This window comes from Halobacillus sp. 12SKB, assembly GCF_052941655.1.
On sequence record NZ_JBRFWR010000001.1, the window covers coordinates 1,166,216 to 1,184,604 of the forward strand.

17 protein-coding genes are annotated in these 18,389 nt (G+C 46.1%); 9 read left to right on the plus strand and 8 right to left on the minus strand.

Annotated elements, in window-relative coordinates; translation table 11 throughout:
• Positions 1 to 7: 7 nt before the first annotated feature.
• Together ahpF and ahpC are read right to left on the minus strand one after the other, a co-directional pair.
• Positions 8 to 1,543: an alkyl hydroperoxide reductase subunit F gene (ahpF, locus tag ACQ4XT_RS05865; protein ID WP_446852844.1), complete on the minus strand. Its 1,536-nt coding sequence runs from the start codon at positions 1,541 to 1,543 to the stop codon at positions 8 to 10.
• A 14-nt stretch (positions 1,544 to 1,557) separates the two neighbouring features.
• On the minus strand, positions 1,558 to 2,121 hold the full coding sequence (gene ahpC / locus ACQ4XT_RS05870) for an alkyl hydroperoxide reductase subunit C (protein ID WP_160916611.1): 564 nt from the start codon (positions 2,119 to 2,121) through the stop codon (positions 1,558 to 1,560).
• A gap of 387 nt (positions 2,122 to 2,508) precedes the next feature.
• Between ahpC and ACQ4XT_RS05875 the strand changes: the two genes are divergently transcribed.
• From ACQ4XT_RS05875 to ACQ4XT_RS05895, 5 genes are all read left to right on the plus strand, one after another.
• The gene (locus tag ACQ4XT_RS05875; protein ID WP_446852845.1) at positions 2,509 to 3,258 is read left to right on the plus strand and encodes a hypothetical protein; all 750 of its coding nucleotides are present in this window, start codon (positions 2,509 to 2,511) and stop codon (positions 3,256 to 3,258) included.
• A gap of 81 nt (positions 3,259 to 3,339) precedes the next feature.
• Complete coding sequence (locus tag ACQ4XT_RS05880; protein ID WP_446852846.1) at positions 3,340 to 4,170, plus strand: PRD domain-containing protein; 831 nt, start codon at positions 3,340 to 3,342, stop codon at positions 4,168 to 4,170.
• 204 nt (positions 4,171 to 4,374) lie between these two features.
• On the plus strand, positions 4,375 to 5,748 hold the full coding sequence (locus ACQ4XT_RS05885; RefSeq protein ID WP_446852847.1) for a sucrose-specific PTS transporter subunit IIBC: 1,374 nt from the start codon (positions 4,375 to 4,377) through the stop codon (positions 5,746 to 5,748).
• 102 nt (positions 5,749 to 5,850) lie between these two features.
• Positions 5,851 to 6,807 (plus strand): carbohydrate kinase family protein, encoded by a 957-nt coding sequence (locus tag ACQ4XT_RS05890; protein WP_446852848.1) that lies wholly within the window; start codon positions 5,851 to 5,853, stop codon positions 6,805 to 6,807.
• Positions 6,808 to 6,810: 3 nt separating this feature from the next.
• Complete coding sequence (locus ACQ4XT_RS05895) at positions 6,811 to 8,262, plus strand: glycoside hydrolase family 32 protein (RefSeq protein WP_446852849.1); 1,452 nt, start codon at positions 6,811 to 6,813, stop codon at positions 8,260 to 8,262.
• A 73-nt stretch (positions 8,263 to 8,335) separates the two neighbouring features.
• Here ACQ4XT_RS05895 and ACQ4XT_RS05900 read toward each other — a convergent pair whose 3' ends face one another.
• Positions 8,336 to 9,835 carry an esterase/lipase family protein gene (locus ACQ4XT_RS05900; protein ID WP_446852850.1) on the minus strand — a complete coding sequence of 500 codons (1,500 nt, stop codon included), beginning with the start codon at positions 9,833 to 9,835 and terminating at the stop codon, positions 8,336 to 8,338.
• 197 nt (positions 9,836 to 10,032) lie between these two features.
• Here ACQ4XT_RS05900 and ACQ4XT_RS05905 point away from each other — a divergent pair, with 197 nt between their 5' ends.
• Positions 10,033 to 10,401, plus strand: coding sequence for a hypothetical protein (locus ACQ4XT_RS05905; RefSeq protein ID WP_446852851.1), 369 nt, complete (start codon positions 10,033 to 10,035; stop codon positions 10,399 to 10,401).
• A 54-nt stretch (positions 10,402 to 10,455) separates the two neighbouring features.
• On the opposite strand, the gene ymzB is transcribed toward ACQ4XT_RS05905, so the two are convergent.
• The gene (gene ymzB / locus ACQ4XT_RS05910; protein ID WP_226593346.1) at positions 10,456 to 10,797 is read right to left on the minus strand and encodes a protein YmzB; all 342 of its coding nucleotides are present in this window, start codon (positions 10,795 to 10,797) and stop codon (positions 10,456 to 10,458) included.
• A 204-nt stretch (positions 10,798 to 11,001) separates the two neighbouring features.
• Here ymzB and ACQ4XT_RS05915 point away from each other — a divergent pair, with 204 nt between their 5' ends.
• Positions 11,002 to 11,694 carry an EGFR-like transmembrane domain-containing protein gene (locus ACQ4XT_RS05915; protein WP_446852852.1) on the plus strand — a complete coding sequence of 231 codons (693 nt, stop codon included), beginning with the start codon at positions 11,002 to 11,004 and terminating at the stop codon, positions 11,692 to 11,694.
• Positions 11,695 to 11,706: 12 nt separating this feature from the next.
• On the opposite strand, the gene ACQ4XT_RS05920 is transcribed toward ACQ4XT_RS05915, so the two are convergent.
• Positions 11,707 to 13,167, minus strand: a complete 1,461-nt coding sequence (locus tag ACQ4XT_RS05920) for a DASH family cryptochrome (RefSeq protein ID WP_446852853.1) — start codon at positions 13,165 to 13,167, stop codon at positions 11,707 to 11,709.
• 117 nt (positions 13,168 to 13,284) lie between these two features.
• Between ACQ4XT_RS05920 and ACQ4XT_RS05925 the strand changes: the two genes are divergently transcribed.
• Both ACQ4XT_RS05925 and ACQ4XT_RS05930 read left to right on the plus strand, forming a co-directional pair.
• Entirely contained in the window at positions 13,285 to 13,686 is a 402-nt protein-coding gene (locus ACQ4XT_RS05925; RefSeq protein WP_446852854.1) for a histidine phosphatase family protein, read from the plus strand.
• A gap of 272 nt (positions 13,687 to 13,958) precedes the next feature.
• Positions 13,959 to 14,870 (plus strand): hypothetical protein, encoded by a 912-nt coding sequence (locus tag ACQ4XT_RS05930; RefSeq protein ID WP_446852855.1) that lies wholly within the window; start codon positions 13,959 to 13,961, stop codon positions 14,868 to 14,870.
• Between the two features lie 66 nt (positions 14,871 to 14,936).
• On the opposite strand, the gene ACQ4XT_RS05935 is transcribed toward ACQ4XT_RS05930, so the two are convergent.
• From ACQ4XT_RS05935 to ACQ4XT_RS05945, 3 genes are all read right to left on the minus strand, one after another.
• Positions 14,937 to 15,566 carry an NUDIX hydrolase gene (locus tag ACQ4XT_RS05935; RefSeq protein WP_446855598.1) on the minus strand — a complete coding sequence of 210 codons (630 nt, stop codon included), beginning with the start codon at positions 15,564 to 15,566 and terminating at the stop codon, positions 14,937 to 14,939.
• 61 nt (positions 15,567 to 15,627) lie between these two features.
• On the minus strand, positions 15,628 to 17,571 hold the full coding sequence (locus ACQ4XT_RS05940; protein ID WP_446852856.1) for an ABC transporter permease: 1,944 nt from the start codon (positions 17,569 to 17,571) through the stop codon (positions 15,628 to 15,630).
• Positions 17,561 to 18,322: an ABC transporter ATP-binding protein gene (locus ACQ4XT_RS05945; protein ID WP_446852857.1), complete on the minus strand. Its 762-nt coding sequence runs from the start codon at positions 18,320 to 18,322 to the stop codon at positions 17,561 to 17,563. The genes ACQ4XT_RS05940 and ACQ4XT_RS05945 overlap by 11 nt, the downstream gene beginning before the upstream one ends.
• Between the last annotated feature and the right edge of the window lie 67 nt (positions 18,323 to 18,389).

Below are 18,389 nucleotides of genomic sequence, written 5' to 3' on the forward strand. Positions count from 1 at the left end.
ATTTGTATTAGTTACGAATCAAGTAATCAAACGCTCCAAGCGCCGCGTTCGCACCATCACCCATAGAGATGATGATCTGATTGTACGGGCTGTCTGTTACGTCACCAGCAGCAAACAACCCTGGCACGTTTGTAGCCCCGTTTTTGTTGGTGATGATTTCACCGATCCGGTTCTTTTCAACAGATTCGTCCATCCATTCGGTGTTCGGGACAAGTCCAATTTGGACGAAGACCCCTTCTAGGTCGATGTGCTGCTCTTCACCGGATTCACGGTCGATATATGTGATTCCGTTCACATTGTCATCACCGGTAATTTCTTTGGTTTGAGCATTAGTCTTCACTTCAGCATTCGGAAGACTGTTCAAGCGTTCTTGCAGGACTTCGTCTGCTTTCAGTGTGTCTGCGAATTCAAGCACGGTTACGTTCTGAACGATACCGGCAAGGTCGATCGCTGCTTCGACACCAGAGTTACCGCCGCCAATAACAGCAACGTCTTTGCCTTCAAACAATGGTCCGTCACAGTGTGGGCAGTAGGCGACCCCTTTGTTCTTGTACTCGTCCTCGCCGGGTACGCCGAGTTGACGCCAGCGTGCACCTGTGGAGATAATGACGGTTTTACTTTTCAACACGCCGCCGTTTTCAAGTTCAAGTTCAAATAGGTTGTCGTCATTCTTCTGCAGACTTTTCGCACGTTGAAGATTCATGATATCGATCTCATAATCTTTGACGTGTTCTTCTAAGCTTGCTGCGAACTTCGGTCCTTCTGTGCTTTTCACACTGATGAAGTTTTCAATCGTCATCGTATCAAGGACTTGTCCGCCGAATCGTTCAGCAACGATCCCGGTACGGATGCCTTTTCGTGCAGAGTAGATCGCTGCACTTGCGCCTGCAGGGCCACCACCGATGACAAGAACCTCGTATGGATCACGGTTCGTGAATTCCTCTGGAGATGGACCTTCACTGATTTTCGCAACGATTTCTTCAAGTGTCGTGCGTCCCCCACTGAAGAATTCTCCGTTAAGGTGTACAGAAGGAACAGCCATGATGTTTTTCTCTTCAGCTTCTTCTTTAAACGCCGCGCCATCGATCATCGTGTGTGTAATGTTCGGGTTCAGCACGCTCATGATATTCAGGGCCTGAACAACATCCGGGCAGTTGTGGCAGCTTAAGCTGACAAACGTTTCGAAATGAAACTCACCGGAGATGTTTTTGATTTGGTCGATCATCGTATCATCGATTTTCGGAGCTCTACCGCTCACTTGCAGCAATGCAAGAACCAAGGACGTGAATTCATGACCAAGCGGAACACCGGCAAACGTGACGCCTGTTTCTTCTTGCGGACGGTTTACGCTGAAACTTGGTGTGCGTTTCAATTCTGTGTTTTGTGCTGTGATTTTCGGTGACATGGATGCAAGCTCATCCGTGAGAGCCAGCAAGTCACGGGAGACTTTATCGTCTCCCGCGCTGACTTTCAGTTCGATGTCACCTTCTAAAAGCTTTAGATACTCTTCTAATTGTGCTTTTATTTGTGCATCGAGAACCATTTATTTTCCACTCCTTAAATTTTGCCGACTAGGTCAAGGCTTGGTGTTAGTGTATCTTCGCCTTCTTCCCATTTTGCTGGGCAAACTTCACCAGGGTTGTTACGTACGTATTGAGCAGCTTTGATTTTACCGATAAGGCTGCTTGCATCACGGCCGATTCCGCCCGCGTTGATTTCTACTGTTTGGATAACGCCATCTGGATCGATGATGAATGTACCGCGCTCAGCAAGTCCATCTTCTTCGTTCAGTACGTCGAATTGACGGGAAATCTGCTGAGATGGGTCACCGATCATGGAGTAAGTGATTTTGTTGATTTTTTCGGAAGCATCGTGCCAGCCTTTGTGTACGAAGTGAGTATCTGTAGAAACAGAGTAAACTTCTGCACCTAGTTCTTTCAGTGCGTCGTAGTTGTTTTGTAGATCTTCAAGTTCTGTTGGGCAAACGAAAGAGAAGTCTGCTGGGTAGAAGCAAACAACGCTCCATTGTCCTTTGAAGTTTTGTTCTGATACGTCAACGAAATCACCGTTTTTGAATGCTTTCGCCTGGAATGGTTGTACTTCTTTACCGATTAGAGCCATAGTAGAATTCCTCCTGTAAAGTATGTTTGATTAGCTGCTGGGATGTTGCAGCTTTTTATAATTATTCTAATTCAGTAGCTATTATTATATAAAATCGAGTATTTGTCAACAAAGACAAAAATCTGTCGAAATTTAATTCTCAGCTAGCTGAATGAGAATGATTATACAAAATTTCTCACGTTTTCTAGTGTAACAAGAAATAGAGAAAGGGTTTAGTAATTAGCCTTCCCGATTTTCATTTAATATAGAATCATATTGAGGAAATAATTTCATGTGAACTTCCTTTTTCTTTTTGTTCGGGTTTTGTAAAGGGTGGAAGGGAAGTACAGGGGATTGGCGGATGATGTCGAATAGTATATAAGCAGTTAAATAAAGAGGAGGATGAGAATGAACGGTGATAAGAAAAATGTAGTGGCTTTTGCGCAGCCTTCCAAACAGACGGCTCCTTTTCGTCATGCCCAACCGTTATCAGAAGAAGTCGTGGACGCGTTCCTGCCTGATCTATACAATGAATTTGTTTCATTTATTGTGGAAAGAGCGGGAGAAGTGTACCGGCCGTTATTGATGGAATTCGTGGAGGATCACGCTCCCCCGGAAGACAAACGCCTCGTGCTCGAGTTGAACCTATTTTGGTGGCGGGTCCTATATGATGTTTCTGAAAATGAGAACGTAAGCTTTGTGGAAGCTTTCTGTGTTGAACGTAAGCAAGGTTTAAAGCAAACCCCTTTGATGAAATCATGGCTTGAAGAATGGGAGAAAGCCACCCCTAAAGTTTACTATATCGGAGACAAGTTCGGAGCCAACGCTTTTGTAGCTGTTGATATGTTGACAGATGAAACGGTGGAGGTGGTCCTGATTGATAGAAAGATGAAGGTGCCTGAAAAAGGCAGTATCGCTGTAGGTACGCTCATTCCAATGGGGGATGCTCTCTATTTTCCGGTCACCGCTTTCTATTGTATTGTCCCGGAAGTGAGTAAAGAAATGATCCGACCGCTTTTATCCCATTATAAAAAGCATCTGGAAGCATCGCCCGTGCTTGAGGGATTTGTCCATGTTCTATCCATTGCTTTGCAGATGGAACGTATGATTTTAGATAAGATGACCCCTTCATCCCCCTCTTCATTGCCTCTGTTTTAGCCAATCGCCCATTCCATTGTCATAGAAGACTCTCTTCGTGGTAATATTGAAGGAGTAACCATTCGAGCGGAGGAGCTTACTATGCGCATTTTCAAAATCCTGAATAACAATGCTGTCGTTGTGTACGATGGTCCCCAAGAGAAAATCGTCATGGGGAAGGGTATTGCCTTTCAGAAGAAACGGAACGATATCGTGCCGAAACATAAAATCGAGAAGATCTTCCTCTTACGAGACCAGTCCTCAGAAAAATTCCAACAGTTATTATCCACTTTACCAGAAAAGCATATTGAAGTGGCCGAGCGAATCATCAGTCATGCCGAAGGATACTTGGAAGCCCCGTTGAACGACCATATCCATATCGCGCTTACCGACCACTTATCGTTTGCTTTAGAACGTTTGGAGCAAGGTTTTCCGATCCAAAACAAGTTGACGAATGAAATTAAGTTCCTATATAAGAAGGAATTCGAAGTGGGAATGTGGGCGAAAGAAGAGATCAAATGTGAGCTTGGTGTCGAGGTTCCGATGGATGAAGTCGCCCATATCGCCCTTCACGTTCATACGGCAAAAATGGACACGCCGTCTATGAGTGAATCGCTGCAGACGGCGACCATTTTGCGTGACTTTGTTGAGCAGGTTGAAACGATCGTCGGGATTACTATTGAAGAGACAAGCATCAACTACCAACGATTGATTACCCATCTGCGTTTTGCGCTGAATCGTGTAGAAGAGGGGAGCAATTTCGAACCGATCGATGAAGATATGCTTGAGCTGATTCAAACGAAGTACAAGGATGCTTATGAAACGTCAGAGAAGGTGTCCCGCTATTTGAAGGAAGAATACGGGATTGATTTTCCAGATTCTGAAATCGCCTACATCGCTTTGCATATCCAGCGTCTCTTAAATGTAAATTAATTTTATAAAGGGATTGACGATAGCGTTTTCATTGGTTAGAATGAAATTGTTCAAAGTTGAATAGTGCAGGATTGTTACTGGTAAAGCAGGCAAGACCTAAAATGTGTAGAGTTGGCTAGGTGACTCGTGTATGCGAATGACCTACCCACACTGTGCGCGTTTTAGGTCTTTTTTATTTTCCAAAAATAACAAGGAGGAAATATCATGAATCATAAAGAAGTAGCTGAACAATTGGTCCCTTTGCTCGGCGGCAAAGATAATGTTGTCAGTGCCACTCACTGTGCCACTCGTTTACGGCTCGTCATTGATGATGAGAGTCAAATTGATAAAGCAGCCATTGAGGAACTCGATGGGGTCAAAGGAGCGTTTTCAAGCTCTGGTCAGTTCCAAATCATTTTCGGAACAGGAACGGTCAACAAAGTGTTCACCCACTTTGGTCCGATGGTAGGAGCTTCGGTTGAAGAAGAGGAAAATGACAAGTCCGTTTCCCACAAAGATGCGGCAAAAAGTAAAATGAACCCATTGGCGCGTTTTGCCCGGACGCTATCGAACATTTTCGTTCCAATTATCCCGGCGATCGTTGCTGCGGGTATGCTGATGGGTCTGCTCGGCCTGATGAACACATACAACTGGGTCGATCCAGAGAGCGGCATTTTCGTCATGCTTGATATGTTCTCCTCTGCCTCCTTCATCATTCTGCCGATCTTAATCGGTTTTAGTGCTGCGAAGGAATTTGGAGGGAACACGTATTTAGGTGCCGTTATCGGTGGAATTATGACCCACCCGAACCTTTTGAATCCGTGGGGACTTTCTGATGCTCAGCCGGAAACACTCGACTTTCTAGGCTTTGGTGTTGAAATGCTTGGATATCAGGGAACGGTTATCCCTGTTCTATTGACGGTTTATGTGATGGCGAAAATGGAACAAGCCTTCCGTAAGGTTGTTCCGAATGCCATTGATCTATTGCTTACACCGTTCTTGACGGTTATTTTCACAGGTTTTGTTGCTTTGCTTGTCGTAGGTCCACTTGGTCGTACGCTTGGTAATGGCCTGACTTCCGTGCTCGGCGTGGTGTATGACACGGCTGGTCCGATTGCCGGACTGATTTTCGGTGGCTTGTACTCAACCATTGTATTGACAGGTGTGCATCACAGTTTCCATGCCATTGAAGCGGAACTGCTGAACGTCGGTGGTAACTACTTGCTTCCGATTTGGGCGATGGCGAACGTTGCCCAAGGTGGAGCGACGATTGCAGTCTTCTTCAAGACGAAAAGTAAGAAAACGAAGGAAATTGCTCTTCCAGCAGGAATTTCTGCTTTCTTAGGAATTACAGAACCTGCGATTTTCGGTGTTAACTTGAAGTACCGTCGTCCGTTTATCGGAGCGGCGATTGGTGGTGCGCTGGGTGGCGCGTATGTCGTGTTCACAAAAGTGATGGCGAACGGAATCGGTCTGACTGGTTTACCGATGTTCGCAATTGCCCAGGATCCGATTAACTACGGAATCGGGTGTCTGATCGCGATTGGTGGTTCCATCGTTGCGACGCTTCTACTCGGATGGAATGAAGATACGAAATAATAGTGACGAATCCTTACTAGTCTTCCGGCTGGTAGGGATTTGTTTTGTATAGAAGAATGGAAGATAATAAAGCTAAGAACGACTTTTGGAGGAGGATGAACGATGAAAAAAGGTGTCATTTCGCTAGGGGAAGCGTTGATTGATTTTATCCCTTTGGATCAGGACAACACGAACTATCAAAAGAGCCCAGGAGGTGCGCCGGCAAACGTTTCTGTCGGTGTTGCGAGACTTGGGGCGACGTCTACGTTTTTAGGAAAAGTTGGCGATGATGTTCTCGGCCGTTTTATGAAAAAAACGCTCACCGATTACGGGGTGCAGACGCACAGCATGTTCCTGACGCCGGAGGTGAGGACAGGCGTTGTTTTTGTAACGAATGCCGAGGATGGGGAACGAAGCTTTGACTTTTACATCCACCCAAGTGCCGATCAGTTCCTTGAAGCAGGGGAGATCGACGTGTCCGATTTCGATACCCATAAAGTGCTTCACTTCGGTTCGATTTCAATGATTGGTGAGACGGTCAAAGAGGCGACGCGCCATGCGGTTTCTTTGGCGAAGGAAAAAGGAATGATTGTCTCCTATGACCCGAACCTGCGCCTGCCGCTTTGGGATTCAGAGGAACAGGCAAGGGAAACGATTCAGTCGATGCTGTCAGAAGCCGACCTTTTGAAAATATCGGAGGAAGAATTGGAGTTCATCACAGGCGAAGCGGATATAGAGCGCGGGCTTGAGAAGCTTTCGGGTTACGACATTCCTTTGACACTGATTACGATGGGTGGAGAAGGCAACTATGTGTGCACATCTGATGGAATACAGCATGTTCCTGCCATGAAAGTGAAAGCAGTCGATACGACAGGTGCAGGCGATGCGTTTGTTTCGGGTATGTTGTACTCCTTGAATGAGTACGAAGGCGATATCACCAGCATCACACTTCCGGAAGCGGTGAAGATGGCGAAGTTTGCAAGTGTATCTGGAGCCCTTGCGGCATCGACGAAAGGTGCGATGACGGCCCTTCCGACACGGGATGAAGTAATCAAGCACCTCGAAGAGGCAGGCGAGTAATTGATGAGCAAGGATCAGGAGTTGCGCCGGGCCGCATTTGAAGAAGTGGAAAAGTATCAGAACATTGTAGAAGCGGATCCTTATCGGCTTCACTATCACATTATGCCACCCGTCGGTTTGTTGAATGATCCAAACGGCTGGATCCAGTGGAACGGGACCTATCATTTGTTTTACCAATGGATGCCGTTCAAGACGGGTCATGGTGCAAAGTTTTGGGGACATTATTCGTCTCAGAACCTCATTAACTGGACACATGAAGATATTGCTCTTACGCCCTCTGAGTGGTTTGAGAAAAATGGCTGTTATTCAGGATCTGCGATTGAGCATAATGGTGAGCTTTATGCTTTTTACACAGGGAACGTGAAGGATGAGGAAGGCAATCGCGAGTCGTATCAATGCCTGGCTGTGTCCAAGGATGGCATTCATTTTGATAAAAAAGGTCCGGTCGTTCACCTGCCGGAAGGATACACGGCCCATTTCCGCGACCCGAAAGTTTGGGAGCAGGATGGTTCTTACTTTATGGTGGTAGGCGCACAAACGGAAGACTTGAAAGGGGCCGTCGCGCTGCTTCGAAGTGAGGATTTACTTGCTTGGACTCATATTGATGTCTTAGCTGGAGGGGGAGAAGGCCGCTTAGGTGGGTTTGGCTATATGTTTGAATGTCCAGACTTGTTTGAGCTGGACGGCGGGGATGTCCTTGTTTTTTCACCCCAAGGGCTGGAACCTGAAGGGATGAAATATCAGAACGTCTACCAGGCAGGATATGTGGTCGGAACGTTTGAGTCTCAGAATGGAGCCTATGAGCATGGCGATTTTTATGAGCTGGATCACGGTTTTGACTTTTATGCCCCGCAGACGACGGAAGATGAGCACGGACGTCGGGTTGTGTTCGGCTGGATGAGCGTTCCGGACCAGGATGAACAGGAGCACCCAACCATAAAGCATCAGTGGCTGCATAATATGACCCTTCCGCGTGAGATGAAGCTCGTGGATGGACGAGTCCATCAAACACCGGTGGCGGAACTTGAGGAATTGCGTAATGGTGATGTGGTGGAGCGAGAAGTCGAGATTGACCAGGAGACGCTTGAGTTGGACGGTGTCAAAGGGAAAGCGTTAGAGCTTAAACTTGAAGAAATCAACGTTTCTGAAGGTTGGTTCGCGCTTGAGATCGGCGGAGCTGCACGTCTTGTGTATTCAAGTGAGCAAAGAATTTTCACATTGGAACGCGAAAGTTACGTAGATGGTGTCGTTGAGAAGCGGCAGACCGAAGTTGGTGAGTTGAAGGACCTGCATATCTTCATTGATACATCGTCCGTAGAAGTATTTATCAATGGAGGCGCACATGTCTTCACAGCCCGTTTCTACCCGGCTCCTAACAACGAGAGCATTCAATTTACCGCATCACAGAAAACCTCCCTCAACCTAAAAAAATGGGACTTGCGGAAAGTATTTTAATTTCCATTATCTGTATGACCTGGTACACCAATAAATGTAAAAAGACGGTCCTGTTAGGGACCGTCTTTTTTGGTTATGGGGTGTAGAGCTTTCCTTTGTCATCGATGTATACAGATTGGATGATGGTCCGTTCGACGGGGGTACCTTCGTAGGTGCCTTTCACGTCAATCGTCATATTGTAGACCCCTTCACCCAGGCTTGGGATGTTAAAGTTATTCCCAATCTTCTTGGCATTCAACTTCTTCTCTTTCAATTTTCCGCTTTTATCATAGTACTCGATTGTCATTTCGGTGGTGACATTCAGCTTTTTGTTTCCTTTCACTTTCATTTGATTGCCTTCCACTTCACTACTTAGCATGATATCGACTGGACTTTCGAAAGTTGTGTTCAGGAGGTAACGTTCTTTTTGGTTAGCTTTCGTTTCCAGTGTCCACTTTCCAGCTTCCGGTTTTTCAAGGGTGATGGTGTGGTGATAGGCTCCATTAAAAAACTCAGTATTGTCAGCCGTCACATCGAAGTCGGCATACGTTTTTTTACTCGGTGATGTGAGTGTTAAGGAGGTATCTTTTTGATCACTCATCCAGTCGAAGGTGACGAAATCCACTCCTTTTTCAATTGCTACCCTTTCCTTATGTGTCCCGACATATTCCCCACCATTTACATAATGCCCCGCAGTGGTCTCTGCTTCTTCAGTGGCAGCGGCTGCTTCGAAGCTTGCGATAGAAGCTGAATAAGCCATGCTTTCGTTAAGATAATCTTTAAAAAGGGTAAAGGTGGAGGACCCTTCTTTGACCGTCGTATGATTCCATCTTCCTACACTTATTTCAGTAGCGTAAGGAAGGCGGGAATTTTGGACAGTTACAGCGCCGTCATTGCTGCCATAGGAGCTTAAATATAGACCACCCCAATAGAGAGCGCTTCCAAAACTGCCCCACTTCGTCCCTCCGAATGTGTAAAAAGGGGTATTGTACACATTGGCATGGCTGTCTGTAACGGAGCGGTAATAATCCATATAGCCGGTTTGGAGCGAGTAGGTGCCGTCATTTTTACTTCCTATGATCCCGGCAAGCCAGCCTGCCCAGCTGCTGTAGGCTAGGTCTGCGAGTTGTGAGCCGCGATGTGGTGAAGACAATGTAATGACACGTTCAATATACGGATCTGCTCCGTAATGAACGAGGGCGGATTGGGTATCCACACCGCCTTTACTATGGGCAACGACAACAACTTTTTCACCGAAGTAATTATAGATCTCCTTTACTTTTTGGGCTAAAAGAGCTCCGTTGTCCCACATGCTCTTGCCAGCATTGAGGTCAATGAAAGCTGTTTCATAGCCGTTTTGATAGGCGGTTGTGTACATATTATTGTTTTCATACCAAGTGTTTGAGGAGCTGTTCAATCCGTGTACAAAAAGAATGGGGTGTGAGTTAGCGGCGATTGTAGAAGGAGTGTCCCCGACATACCATTCGCCGGGGTTACCCGATGCACCATCCTTGATCGACCCAGCCATACTGACGGATGGTACGGTGAGAAAAAAGGCAGTAAAAACAACGAACCACTTCTTATAGTTAAGCATTTCCTGTCTCCTTTAAAAAAGTTTTTGGAGTCGTGTAGATGGGTTATGTAGGTGTCTCCTTCTATACCATTCGTTGTACAACGATCATTTCCTCCATTTGGAAAACAGGAAGTTTTGTTGAAATATGTTCCTTAGACCTTCCGCTTCTATGGTGGCTCACATAGGATGAATTATGAGCAAATGGGGGAGGAATGAGGATGTCCCACAGAATCACTTCAGGTAATCGTCTTCTTTTCGTCACGGAACCAGGCGGACAGGTCATTGAGGAAGGACAGACGGTCGATTTGACGGAAGAATATCCGGCGGGCATCGATGTCAGCCCTTTTTATACGATTCGGGTGGCCGGAGGAAACCGGGTGGTCTCAGAAGGAGCCGTCACGTTCAAGTTACTTATGAAAGTCAATCAGGTCAGTTTTTTAACCCTTGATCAGATTACGGTGTCTCCGGGAGAAAGGTTCAACCGTACCTATAATGTGCCTGGGCTGGGCCTGGGGATTAAAGCAGAAGCAGAAAATGGTTCGGGCGTCGATGCCGTCGATTTAGTCGTGATTGGATTTAAGTTCTAGAATGTAAATAAGGACATAAAAAAGGACGCCTCCGCTAATAGACGTCCTTTTGCTTTATTCTTTTTCAATGGTGTAGGTGCCTCGTGCGGTTTCCAGTGTGAAGCGGTCATTCAAGTATTGGTATCGAGTTGAATCTTCCAGGGGAATTTCATAGTAGGCGGATGGCAGCGGCTGGGCGCTTTGGGCATCCGTTTCTGTCTGTCCCTGGCCATGTAAGTAAAGCGCGTGCATCGGTGTGTAATCGTCGAGACGGCGCGTGTGAGTCTCATAAGATATGTGATCAAGGGTCATCGTGATGGTATCCTCATCGCGTAACTCGTGTTTCTGAATACGAATGTTTTCCCCCTGCCACTGTTGCAGGCGCTGGTTGAATTCTTCAATCGTTAAATCGTTCATGCTGATCCCTCCTGCGTTTATCTTTTCCACAAGGGTCGTAAACATGCAGGTGATGCTTCCCATATCATGGTAAAATGAAGCGGAACAGTAATTCCAGTGATGATACCATCCAAGGGGTGGGTATATTTATACGGATTAAGGCCAGGATCTATCCATGGAAGGGCGATGGCTTACATATAAATCAGATAGAGGAGGGACCATTCTATGAGTAAATTCGGACAAGTTTTCGTAGTAATTTTTATGGTCACTATTTTGACGGCGTGCGTGGAAGGGGACTTGAAGCTGAAGATCAATAAAGATGGAAGCGGTGAACATACGATTACGGCAGGCGTTGAAGATGAAACGTTAAGTCGCTTCGGAAACCAGGTTGGGAATACAATGAATTCCGTTTCAGAAGAGCTTGAGTCAAAAGGTTACGAAGTGGAATCTTATCAAAAGAGTGGCTTTACTGGTTTTCGGGCTAAAAAGAACTTTGAGGATGTGCAGGAGATGGAGATCCTGCCTGTGTCCAGTGGTATGACAGAAGCCGGTGTTGCACCTGCGATCGGCAACGTTCCAGTCGAGATGACGACAGAAGGGGGTATTTTTACAACGACATACAAAGTGGAGGCAGAGCTCGACCTTTCGAATTCGGGGGTCATTGGAGGCATGCAGTCACTTGTTGCGGATCAGCTGGATCTTACGTTTACCCTTGACCTTCCTATAAAGCCGAAGTCTCATAATGCTGACCGTGTGGATGGGGATGTTTTGCAATGGGACATCCGGGCAGCTGGTGAAACAAACATGATGGTGGAGATGGTCGTACCAAACGTGAGAAACATCATCATTGCAGGGGTGGCAGCCATAGTTGTATTAGGACTGATCTTCTTCCTTATTCGAAAACGACGCCGGAAATAAAAAACTCCCACATTAACGGGAGTTTTTTTGTGCATTTTCAAATTCTTGTTTCCTTTTTCTCATGGATTCATACAAATCCACAACGGGTAGCGGGTAGTCTTCTCCAAGCATAACCCCGTACTGCTCTTGCTCGAGCATCCCCATCTCTCCAGGCTGGTGGATCCACGGGGCGGGAAGGTCCCTTAATTCAGGCAGCCAGCAGCGCAAATAGGAACCATCTGGATCATAATCGAGAGACTGCTTTTCTACATTGAATGCTCGAAAGGGTACAGCATCGTTACCTACGCCTGCGATATAAAGCCAGTTTCCGTAGTTGCTGGCGACATCAAAATCAACCAGTTGTGATTCAAACCAGGCGGCGCCGATGCGCCAATCCAGTCCAAGGTTTTTGGTAAAAAAGCTTGCCACATTCTGCCTGGCACGGTTGGACATAAACCCTGTTTGCTTCAATTCTCTCATGGCGGCGTCGACGAGAGGGTAGCCCGTCATCCCATCCATCCAGCGGTGCAGAAGTTCTTGGTCGTCATCCCAAGGGATACGGTCTCTTTTGATCCCTGAAGGGTGAAAAATCCGATCGCCATATTTACGATGCACCAGATGGAAATAATCGCGCCATAACAATTCAAAATAAAGCATGTATGTGGACTCATTTTTTCCGTGTTTCCTTTCATAGGTGCGGATCTGGTCAAGGACGACCTTCGGGGACAGACACCCGTTCGCAAGGTAGGGAGAGAATTTAGAGGAGTCATCTTCCTTCAGCATCCCGTTCCTCGTCTCTTTGTACACCTTCAGCCGGTCTGCTTTGAAAATATAATGAAGCAGCCGGTCTTTAGCTTTAGAAGAACCTCCTGGATAACGCGGCGGCCGATCCAACTCCTTCAAACCAAGCTCCTGCAAAGTAGGAATGTCCCCCTCAGGAACATCCAACGGCAATCCCGTGCCTCTGATTGATGATGGTATGGATATTTCTGTAAGACCTGGTACACCATTTATTTCCATGCTCTTGCGAAACTGCGAAAAGGTGTCTGGGAGTTCGCGGATGTTGAAGGGGAGGTCTTCTGGTGGATACAGGTTATGGCCGTGATCAATGGTGAAGGTGGTGTGTGGAAGTCGTTCACGGACCTTTCGCTCGACGGTGCGTTCTTCACTGCCGATTTCTTCATGGAGGAAGATCTCTTGTATAGTAAAGGTCTCCGATATCGAAGTAAATACTTCCTCGGGTGAGCCATGTCTTACGAGAAGGGGCACACCTAATTGCTTTAGGTTCTGTCGCAAATCTGCGACACTTTCCCGGATGAATTGAGTACGATGCTTGTCCGTCTTCGGAAATCCGTAGGAGAGCTTTTGATATTGTCCTGGATCAAATACGTAAACACCGAGCACCGGAAGCCCTTGGGATGAAGCGCGTAACAGCGGGCGGTGGTCGTGCACGCGTAAGTCATTCCGGAACCAGACGATAACACAAGAATCCATTCGATCGCCTCCTTTTAGCCTAGTGTACCCTCTCCGTGAGGGAGCCATAAACTTTCAATCGGCCGTCACACCTGTTGAAGCGTTTTAGAATAGGCTATCTATGAAGGAGATGACTGGATGGGTAACCTCTTAGTGGAACAGTTCCAACAAGGAGGCTACACGCTGTATGTCCGTCATGGAGAAGCGAATGTCGGAGCGGACCAGCCCGGCTTCTCATTCGAAGATTGTTCCACACAACGGAATCTTTCAAGAAACGGACAATATCAGGCAGGACGATTTGGAAACGCGATCCGCAGGCTGAACATTCCTGTCGAAACCCCTGTGATTGCAAGTCCTTTTTGCCGTGCGAAAGAATCCGCGTGCTTGCCTTCGGAGCTGAAAATACTCGCATCGATCCTTTCAGGTACAACGTTTATAACCCCTATTACCCTACGTGAAGTCTGCCATTCTAACACGTCTTTCTGGTCTTCTCGAACAGCGGACACCCCATGGAGCAAACCAGTTCATCATCGCCCATAGCTTTCCGAAAGATGTTACGTTCAGCCCCATTCCTGGTATGGGGACCATTGTATTGAAACCTTATGGAAAAAGGGAAGGATTTTCTGTTGCCGGTCACCTTGATGAACTTGAAGAGTTTGTAAAAGAATAAGTTATCGCTTTCCTTTTTTCGACAAGAACAGTTATAGTAAGCATAGATATGTGCAACGGTAGACGAAGCCTTTATGGAACTCCTGTCACAATCCAGCGTCTACATTGAGAACCCGCAGCAAAACAGTCATGGAGGGTACACAATGTTTAATTGGTTTAAGAAAAAGAAGAAGGGATCGTTGACCATCATCATCACAGTATTGTCTCTTGCCATTGTCGGGGCATGTACTGTGGGACCTGACGAAGCGGAAGCAAAAAGTTGGAAGAGTGAGATGAATCAGACGAAGGATTTGAAGTATTCCGGAGAGGCAACCGTACGATTGTATATTCAATTATGTAAAGAGGAGAAAGAATGGCTTCCTTTCTCTGATGCTTTAGAAAAGATTGATACTTTAAGTAAAGTAGAAGCGATGGATCTTTATTTGAAAAGCTACTACAAAAAAGTGAAGCCGAAAGATATTCGTAACATCGTCGACGATGTGTACGGCATTGATCTTGAAGCGGTTTCTGAACTTGGTGTTGGGAAACAAACGAGCACCTATTCTGACGATGTACTCCAACGGGTAAGACAGGCCCTTGGGGAAGAAGTCACTGGTGAAGCCATCACTAAGATGACAAAAGTAGAAGTGATGGAGTTGTACTGGAAGTCCTTTGACGGAAAAATGTCCGGTGATGATATGAGGAAGATGATCAATGCTATTTTTGGAATTAATTTAGCGGGCATATCCGGACTTGAAGGAACAGGGGTCTCGCTTTTTTCAAAAGATCAGTGGATTTCCAGCTATGATCGCGATTTGTTCGTCGTCCATACGGGAGCAGATGATGTGGATGTGTGGATTTACCCGACGGACTATTTCAAAAAGCAGACAGGACTGGAGGAGAACCCTCGTGGATTGGAAATAGCCCTCACCGCCCTGGGCTTTGCATATAATGAGGACAAAAATGCGCTATATTATGCGAATCCTACAGGAGAATCGGTACCTGACAATTTCAAAGGACAGACTCTCGGAACGATTATCGGTTTTATTAAAGACAATTATGAGGATTTGAAATAAAGGAAAGCTCTGCGCCTGAACGCAGAGCTTTTTTAGATGCCTGCCTATCTTTTAGAAAAAAAGGAGTCATCCGTTTTTATTTTTTATAATATCCATAAAATGGGAAATGATCCTTGCTGTCATCCCCCAGATCACTTTATCTCCATAAATATAAAAGTATTCCTCAAGCTGACGCGTGCGCCAGTTGTATTCTTCCCCGCCTGGAATCAAATCAAAGGGAAAATTCGCTTCCGGCTGAGCTTCAAAGTGGACGTAGTGGATGCGTGGTCCATTTTCCATGAAGAAGGAAAGCGGCACTGTAAACACTTCGCGGACCTCATCGGGGTTACGGACGAGTTCTTCTTCAGACACATCCAAGTATCCTGCAAACGTGTAGACGATCATGCCGAAAGGAGAAATCAGGTAGTCGAGCGGATGAACTTCTGTGAACTGCCCTGGTTTGACGCCTAATTCTTCTTCCGTCTCCCGAATGGCGGCTTGCTTTGCGGAAGGGTCCTCAGGGTCAATCTTTCCACCTGGGAAACAAATCTCACCCGGTTGTCTTCTGAGCTGATGAGAACGCACTTCAAAAACGACATGAAGCTCATTGTTTTTTTTAATAATTGGTAAAAGGACAGCGAACTTCCGGAGCTGTTCGTGACCGAGAACAGAGGGGTCATGTTTTTTTACTGTCTCAAAAATGGTTTTTGCGTCCATAGTTTTCACCTCGTCTTTTTACTATACCAGAACATTCGTCGGAATAGAAAAGAGGCACTCATCAGAGCGCCTCTTTAATTATTTTTTTGTAATAAAGAACAGACAGCATTCCGAAAATCGAATAGAAAGCGGTGTAAAGCCCCATAACGATTAGCATCGGCGTCCATAGTTCGGTCCCGAAAAAGAACCAGCCCGACTTTACGGCAAAGTAGCTGTGCAGGAGTCCGATCAGTAACGGAATGCCGAAGTTGAACAACTGCTTTCCTTGAATACCGCGCAGGAGGTCACCGCGGGTGAAGCCGAGTTTTCTTAAAATCGTGTAGCTTCCCTTTTCGTCTTCCCCCTCATCCATCTGTTTAAAGTAAAGCACACAGCCGGATGTAATCAGGAAGGTGAGGCCGAGGAATCCGACGATGAACATGACGAGCCCCATGTTTTGTTTTTGAGACATCGCGCTGTGCCACTGGGAACCGTTGTCTCTTCCTTCATCCAGGCCCAAATCAGCAAATATCTTGTAAGCCTCTTCTTGTTTGCTTGAATCTTCGAGGTTGATCCCTGTATAGAGGTTGGATTTTGTTTGAATCTCAGGGTTATAGTTTTGGCTCAGCTCTTCAAATAAAGCTTCATCAACGACGCCGATCGGAAGCCCCCCTGCCACATAATAGGACGATAGCAAATACTCTTCTTCCAGCCCTTGATAGTCAAGTTCGCGCCAGTCTCCGTCCAATAAAATTTGCGCCGTTCCTTCATCATGGAGGGAGATGAAGGACTGCATCAAATCCGTATAGCCGGTGAGTTTCATTTCCCCCTCATCAATTTCCATTCCATCTGTATGAACTTCACTGATGACAGGGAAGGTCGTCTGTTCGGTGTTGAAATTCAACTCTTCCAAATTCGCATCGAGGATGTTTTTGACGTTGAATTCCGCTTCGTACACAGGGATTGGGTTTTCTGTATAGGCGATGTCTTCCTCTTCCAAACGGTCCATAAAACGGTCTGCCTTATCGGGTTCAATGATGGCAAAATCATCAGGGACCGTCGTTTCGGCTAATTTTTCTGCCGAATAGTAGGAAATATACATAAGCGAAAGCAGGCTTATCGCAAGCGCCGACACCGTTGTAATGACTGTCAGCAGAAAGGCGTTCGACTTCATCCGAAACATGACTGAAGATAAGGAAAGGACTTCATTGATGTTCAAATAGCCGTTTTTATTTTTGCGGATCAAATTGGAAACAAAGCGGACCGATCCTTTATACAAAAAGTACGTTCCCACGATGACAGATCCTAAAATATAGAGCATAGCCAGGTAAAAGCCGTTGATCGTCGTAATGCTGCCTTCAAACAGTTGGGAAGACAAATAGTACCCGGATGCAATGAGTCCGATGCCGAGGATACCCATTAGATGTTCCCAAACCGAAAGTTTCTTCACTTTCCCTTGAGCGCTTGAGGTTACACGAAAGAGAGAAAGGATCGACTGCCTGTGAATGAATAAATAGTTGGTGGCCATGATCACGAGATAGATTCCTGCAAACACGATCAACGTCTGGAAAAAGGCCTGGGTTGAAAAGTTGAGTTCAGCAATTTCTTTAACACCGACAACACGAAAAAAGCTCATCAGGATCAACTTGGAAATCGCAAAGCCGATAAAGATTCCAACCGCAAGGGACCCGAAATAAATGATCAAGTTTTCGATGCCCAGGATTCGGGCAATGCGATTCTTTGTCATGCCGATGAGTTGGAACAAGCCGATTTCCTTGCTTCTTCTTTTGATGAACAAGGCGTTGGCATAGAGCAAAAAGATGGCCACGATTCCTATCAGCAAAATGGATGCGACCCTCACTGCCGCTTCGCCTTTTATTGATCCTTCCTGACTCATCGAGGGGTCATACTGCAAGGTGACGAACGAAAAATACAATGCGACACTAAAAATGAGTGCAAATACATAGAGATAGTAGTTTTTCAGGTTCTTTTTCAAGTTGCGGATGATCAGTTGATTAATGTTCATACTGCACACCGCCAAGCACACCCTGGGTCTTCATGATGTCTTTCAAAAACGTCTGTCTCGTTTGGTCGCCTTTGTTGAGCTGAGTGTAGATCTGACCATCACGGATGAAAATGACGCGGCTGCTGTAGCTGGCGGCGACAGGGTCGTGGGTGACCATCGCAATCGTCGCCTCGCGCTTTCTGTTCATATCACTCAGTTTATCTAAAAGGTCGGATGCAGATTTCGAATCGAGAGCTCCCGTCGGTTCATCAGCGAAAATGATACTCGGTTCATGGATAAAGGCGCGTGCAGCTGAGGTCCGTTGTTTCTGACCGCCGGAAATCTCATTTGGATATTTATGCTGGATGTCATCAATACCTAGTTCCTTCGCTACCGATTCGAATTTCGCCTGAGCCTCATTTTTGGATACTTTGGCAATCGATAGTGGGAGGAGGATGTTCTCCTTCACGGTCAATGTATCTAACAGATTATATTCTTGAAAAATAAAACCGAGGTGATGCTTGCGGAACTCTGCAAGCTTTTTGTCTTTTTGCCCCGTAATCTCCTGACCGTCAATGGAAATTGTCCCGTGACTGACGCGGTCGATGGAGGATAAGACATTGAGCAGTGTGGTTTTTCCAGATCCTGATGCCCCCATGATTGTGACGAACTCTCCGCGCTGGATGGAAAGGTCGATCCCTTCCAGGACATGTTGTTTCATAAATTTGTTTCCGTAACTTTTATGAATCTTTCGTGCAACTAGTAAACTCATTTCATTACCCCCTTCATTCTATGAATTTATTGTAGAACCACTTGAAATCTTTTTCCTTCGATTCATC

Bases quoted from the DNA above. Each gene is read 5' to 3' on its own strand.
- ACQ4XT_RS05905 (WP_446852851.1), top strand. From the start codon at position 10,033: ATGTCCCACAGAATCACTTCAGGTAATCGTCTTCTTTTCGTCACGGAA.
- ACQ4XT_RS05880 (WP_446852846.1), top strand. From the start codon at position 3,340: ATGCGCATTTTCAAAATCCTGAATAACAATGCTGTCGTTGTGTACGAT.
- ymzB (WP_226593346.1), bottom strand. From the start codon at position 10,797: ATGAACGATTTAACGATTGAAGAATTCAACCAGCGCCTGCAACAGTGG.
- ACQ4XT_RS05895 (WP_446852849.1), top strand. From the start codon at position 6,811: ATGAGCAAGGATCAGGAGTTGCGCCGGGCCGCATTTGAAGAAGTGGAA.
- ACQ4XT_RS05930 (WP_446852855.1), top strand. From the start codon at position 13,959: ATGTTTAATTGGTTTAAGAAAAAGAAGAAGGGATCGTTGACCATCATC.
- ACQ4XT_RS05920 (WP_446852853.1), bottom strand. From the start codon at position 13,167: ATGGATTCTTGTGTTATCGTCTGGTTCCGGAATGACTTACGCGTGCAC.
- ACQ4XT_RS05945 (WP_446852857.1), bottom strand. From the start codon at position 18,322: ATGAGTTTACTAGTTGCACGAAAGATTCATAAAAGTTACGGAAACAAA.
- ahpF (WP_446852844.1), bottom strand. From the start codon at position 1,543: ATGGTTCTCGATGCACAAATAAAAGCACAATTAGAAGAGTATCTAAAG.
- ACQ4XT_RS05935 (WP_446855598.1), bottom strand. From the start codon at position 15,566: ATGGACGCAAAAACCATTTTTGAGACAGTAAAAAAACATGACCCCTCT.
- ACQ4XT_RS05875 (WP_446852845.1), top strand. From the start codon at position 2,509: ATGAACGGTGATAAGAAAAATGTAGTGGCTTTTGCGCAGCCTTCCAAA.
- ACQ4XT_RS05925 (WP_446852854.1), top strand. From the start codon at position 13,285: ATGGGTAACCTCTTAGTGGAACAGTTCCAACAAGGAGGCTACACGCTG.
- ACQ4XT_RS05940 (WP_446852856.1), bottom strand. From the start codon at position 17,571: ATGAACATTAATCAACTGATCATCCGCAACTTGAAAAAGAACCTGAAA.
- ACQ4XT_RS05890 (WP_446852848.1), top strand. From the start codon at position 5,851: ATGAAAAAAGGTGTCATTTCGCTAGGGGAAGCGTTGATTGATTTTATC.
- ACQ4XT_RS05900 (WP_446852850.1), bottom strand. From the start codon at position 9,835: ATGCTTAACTATAAGAAGTGGTTCGTTGTTTTTACTGCCTTTTTTCTC.
- ahpC (WP_160916611.1), bottom strand. From the start codon at position 2,121: ATGGCTCTAATCGGTAAAGAAGTACAACCATTCCAGGCGAAAGCATTC.
- ACQ4XT_RS05885 (WP_446852847.1), top strand. From the start codon at position 4,375: ATGAATCATAAAGAAGTAGCTGAACAATTGGTCCCTTTGCTCGGCGGC.
- ACQ4XT_RS05915 (WP_446852852.1), top strand. From the start codon at position 11,002: ATGAGTAAATTCGGACAAGTTTTCGTAGTAATTTTTATGGTCACTATT.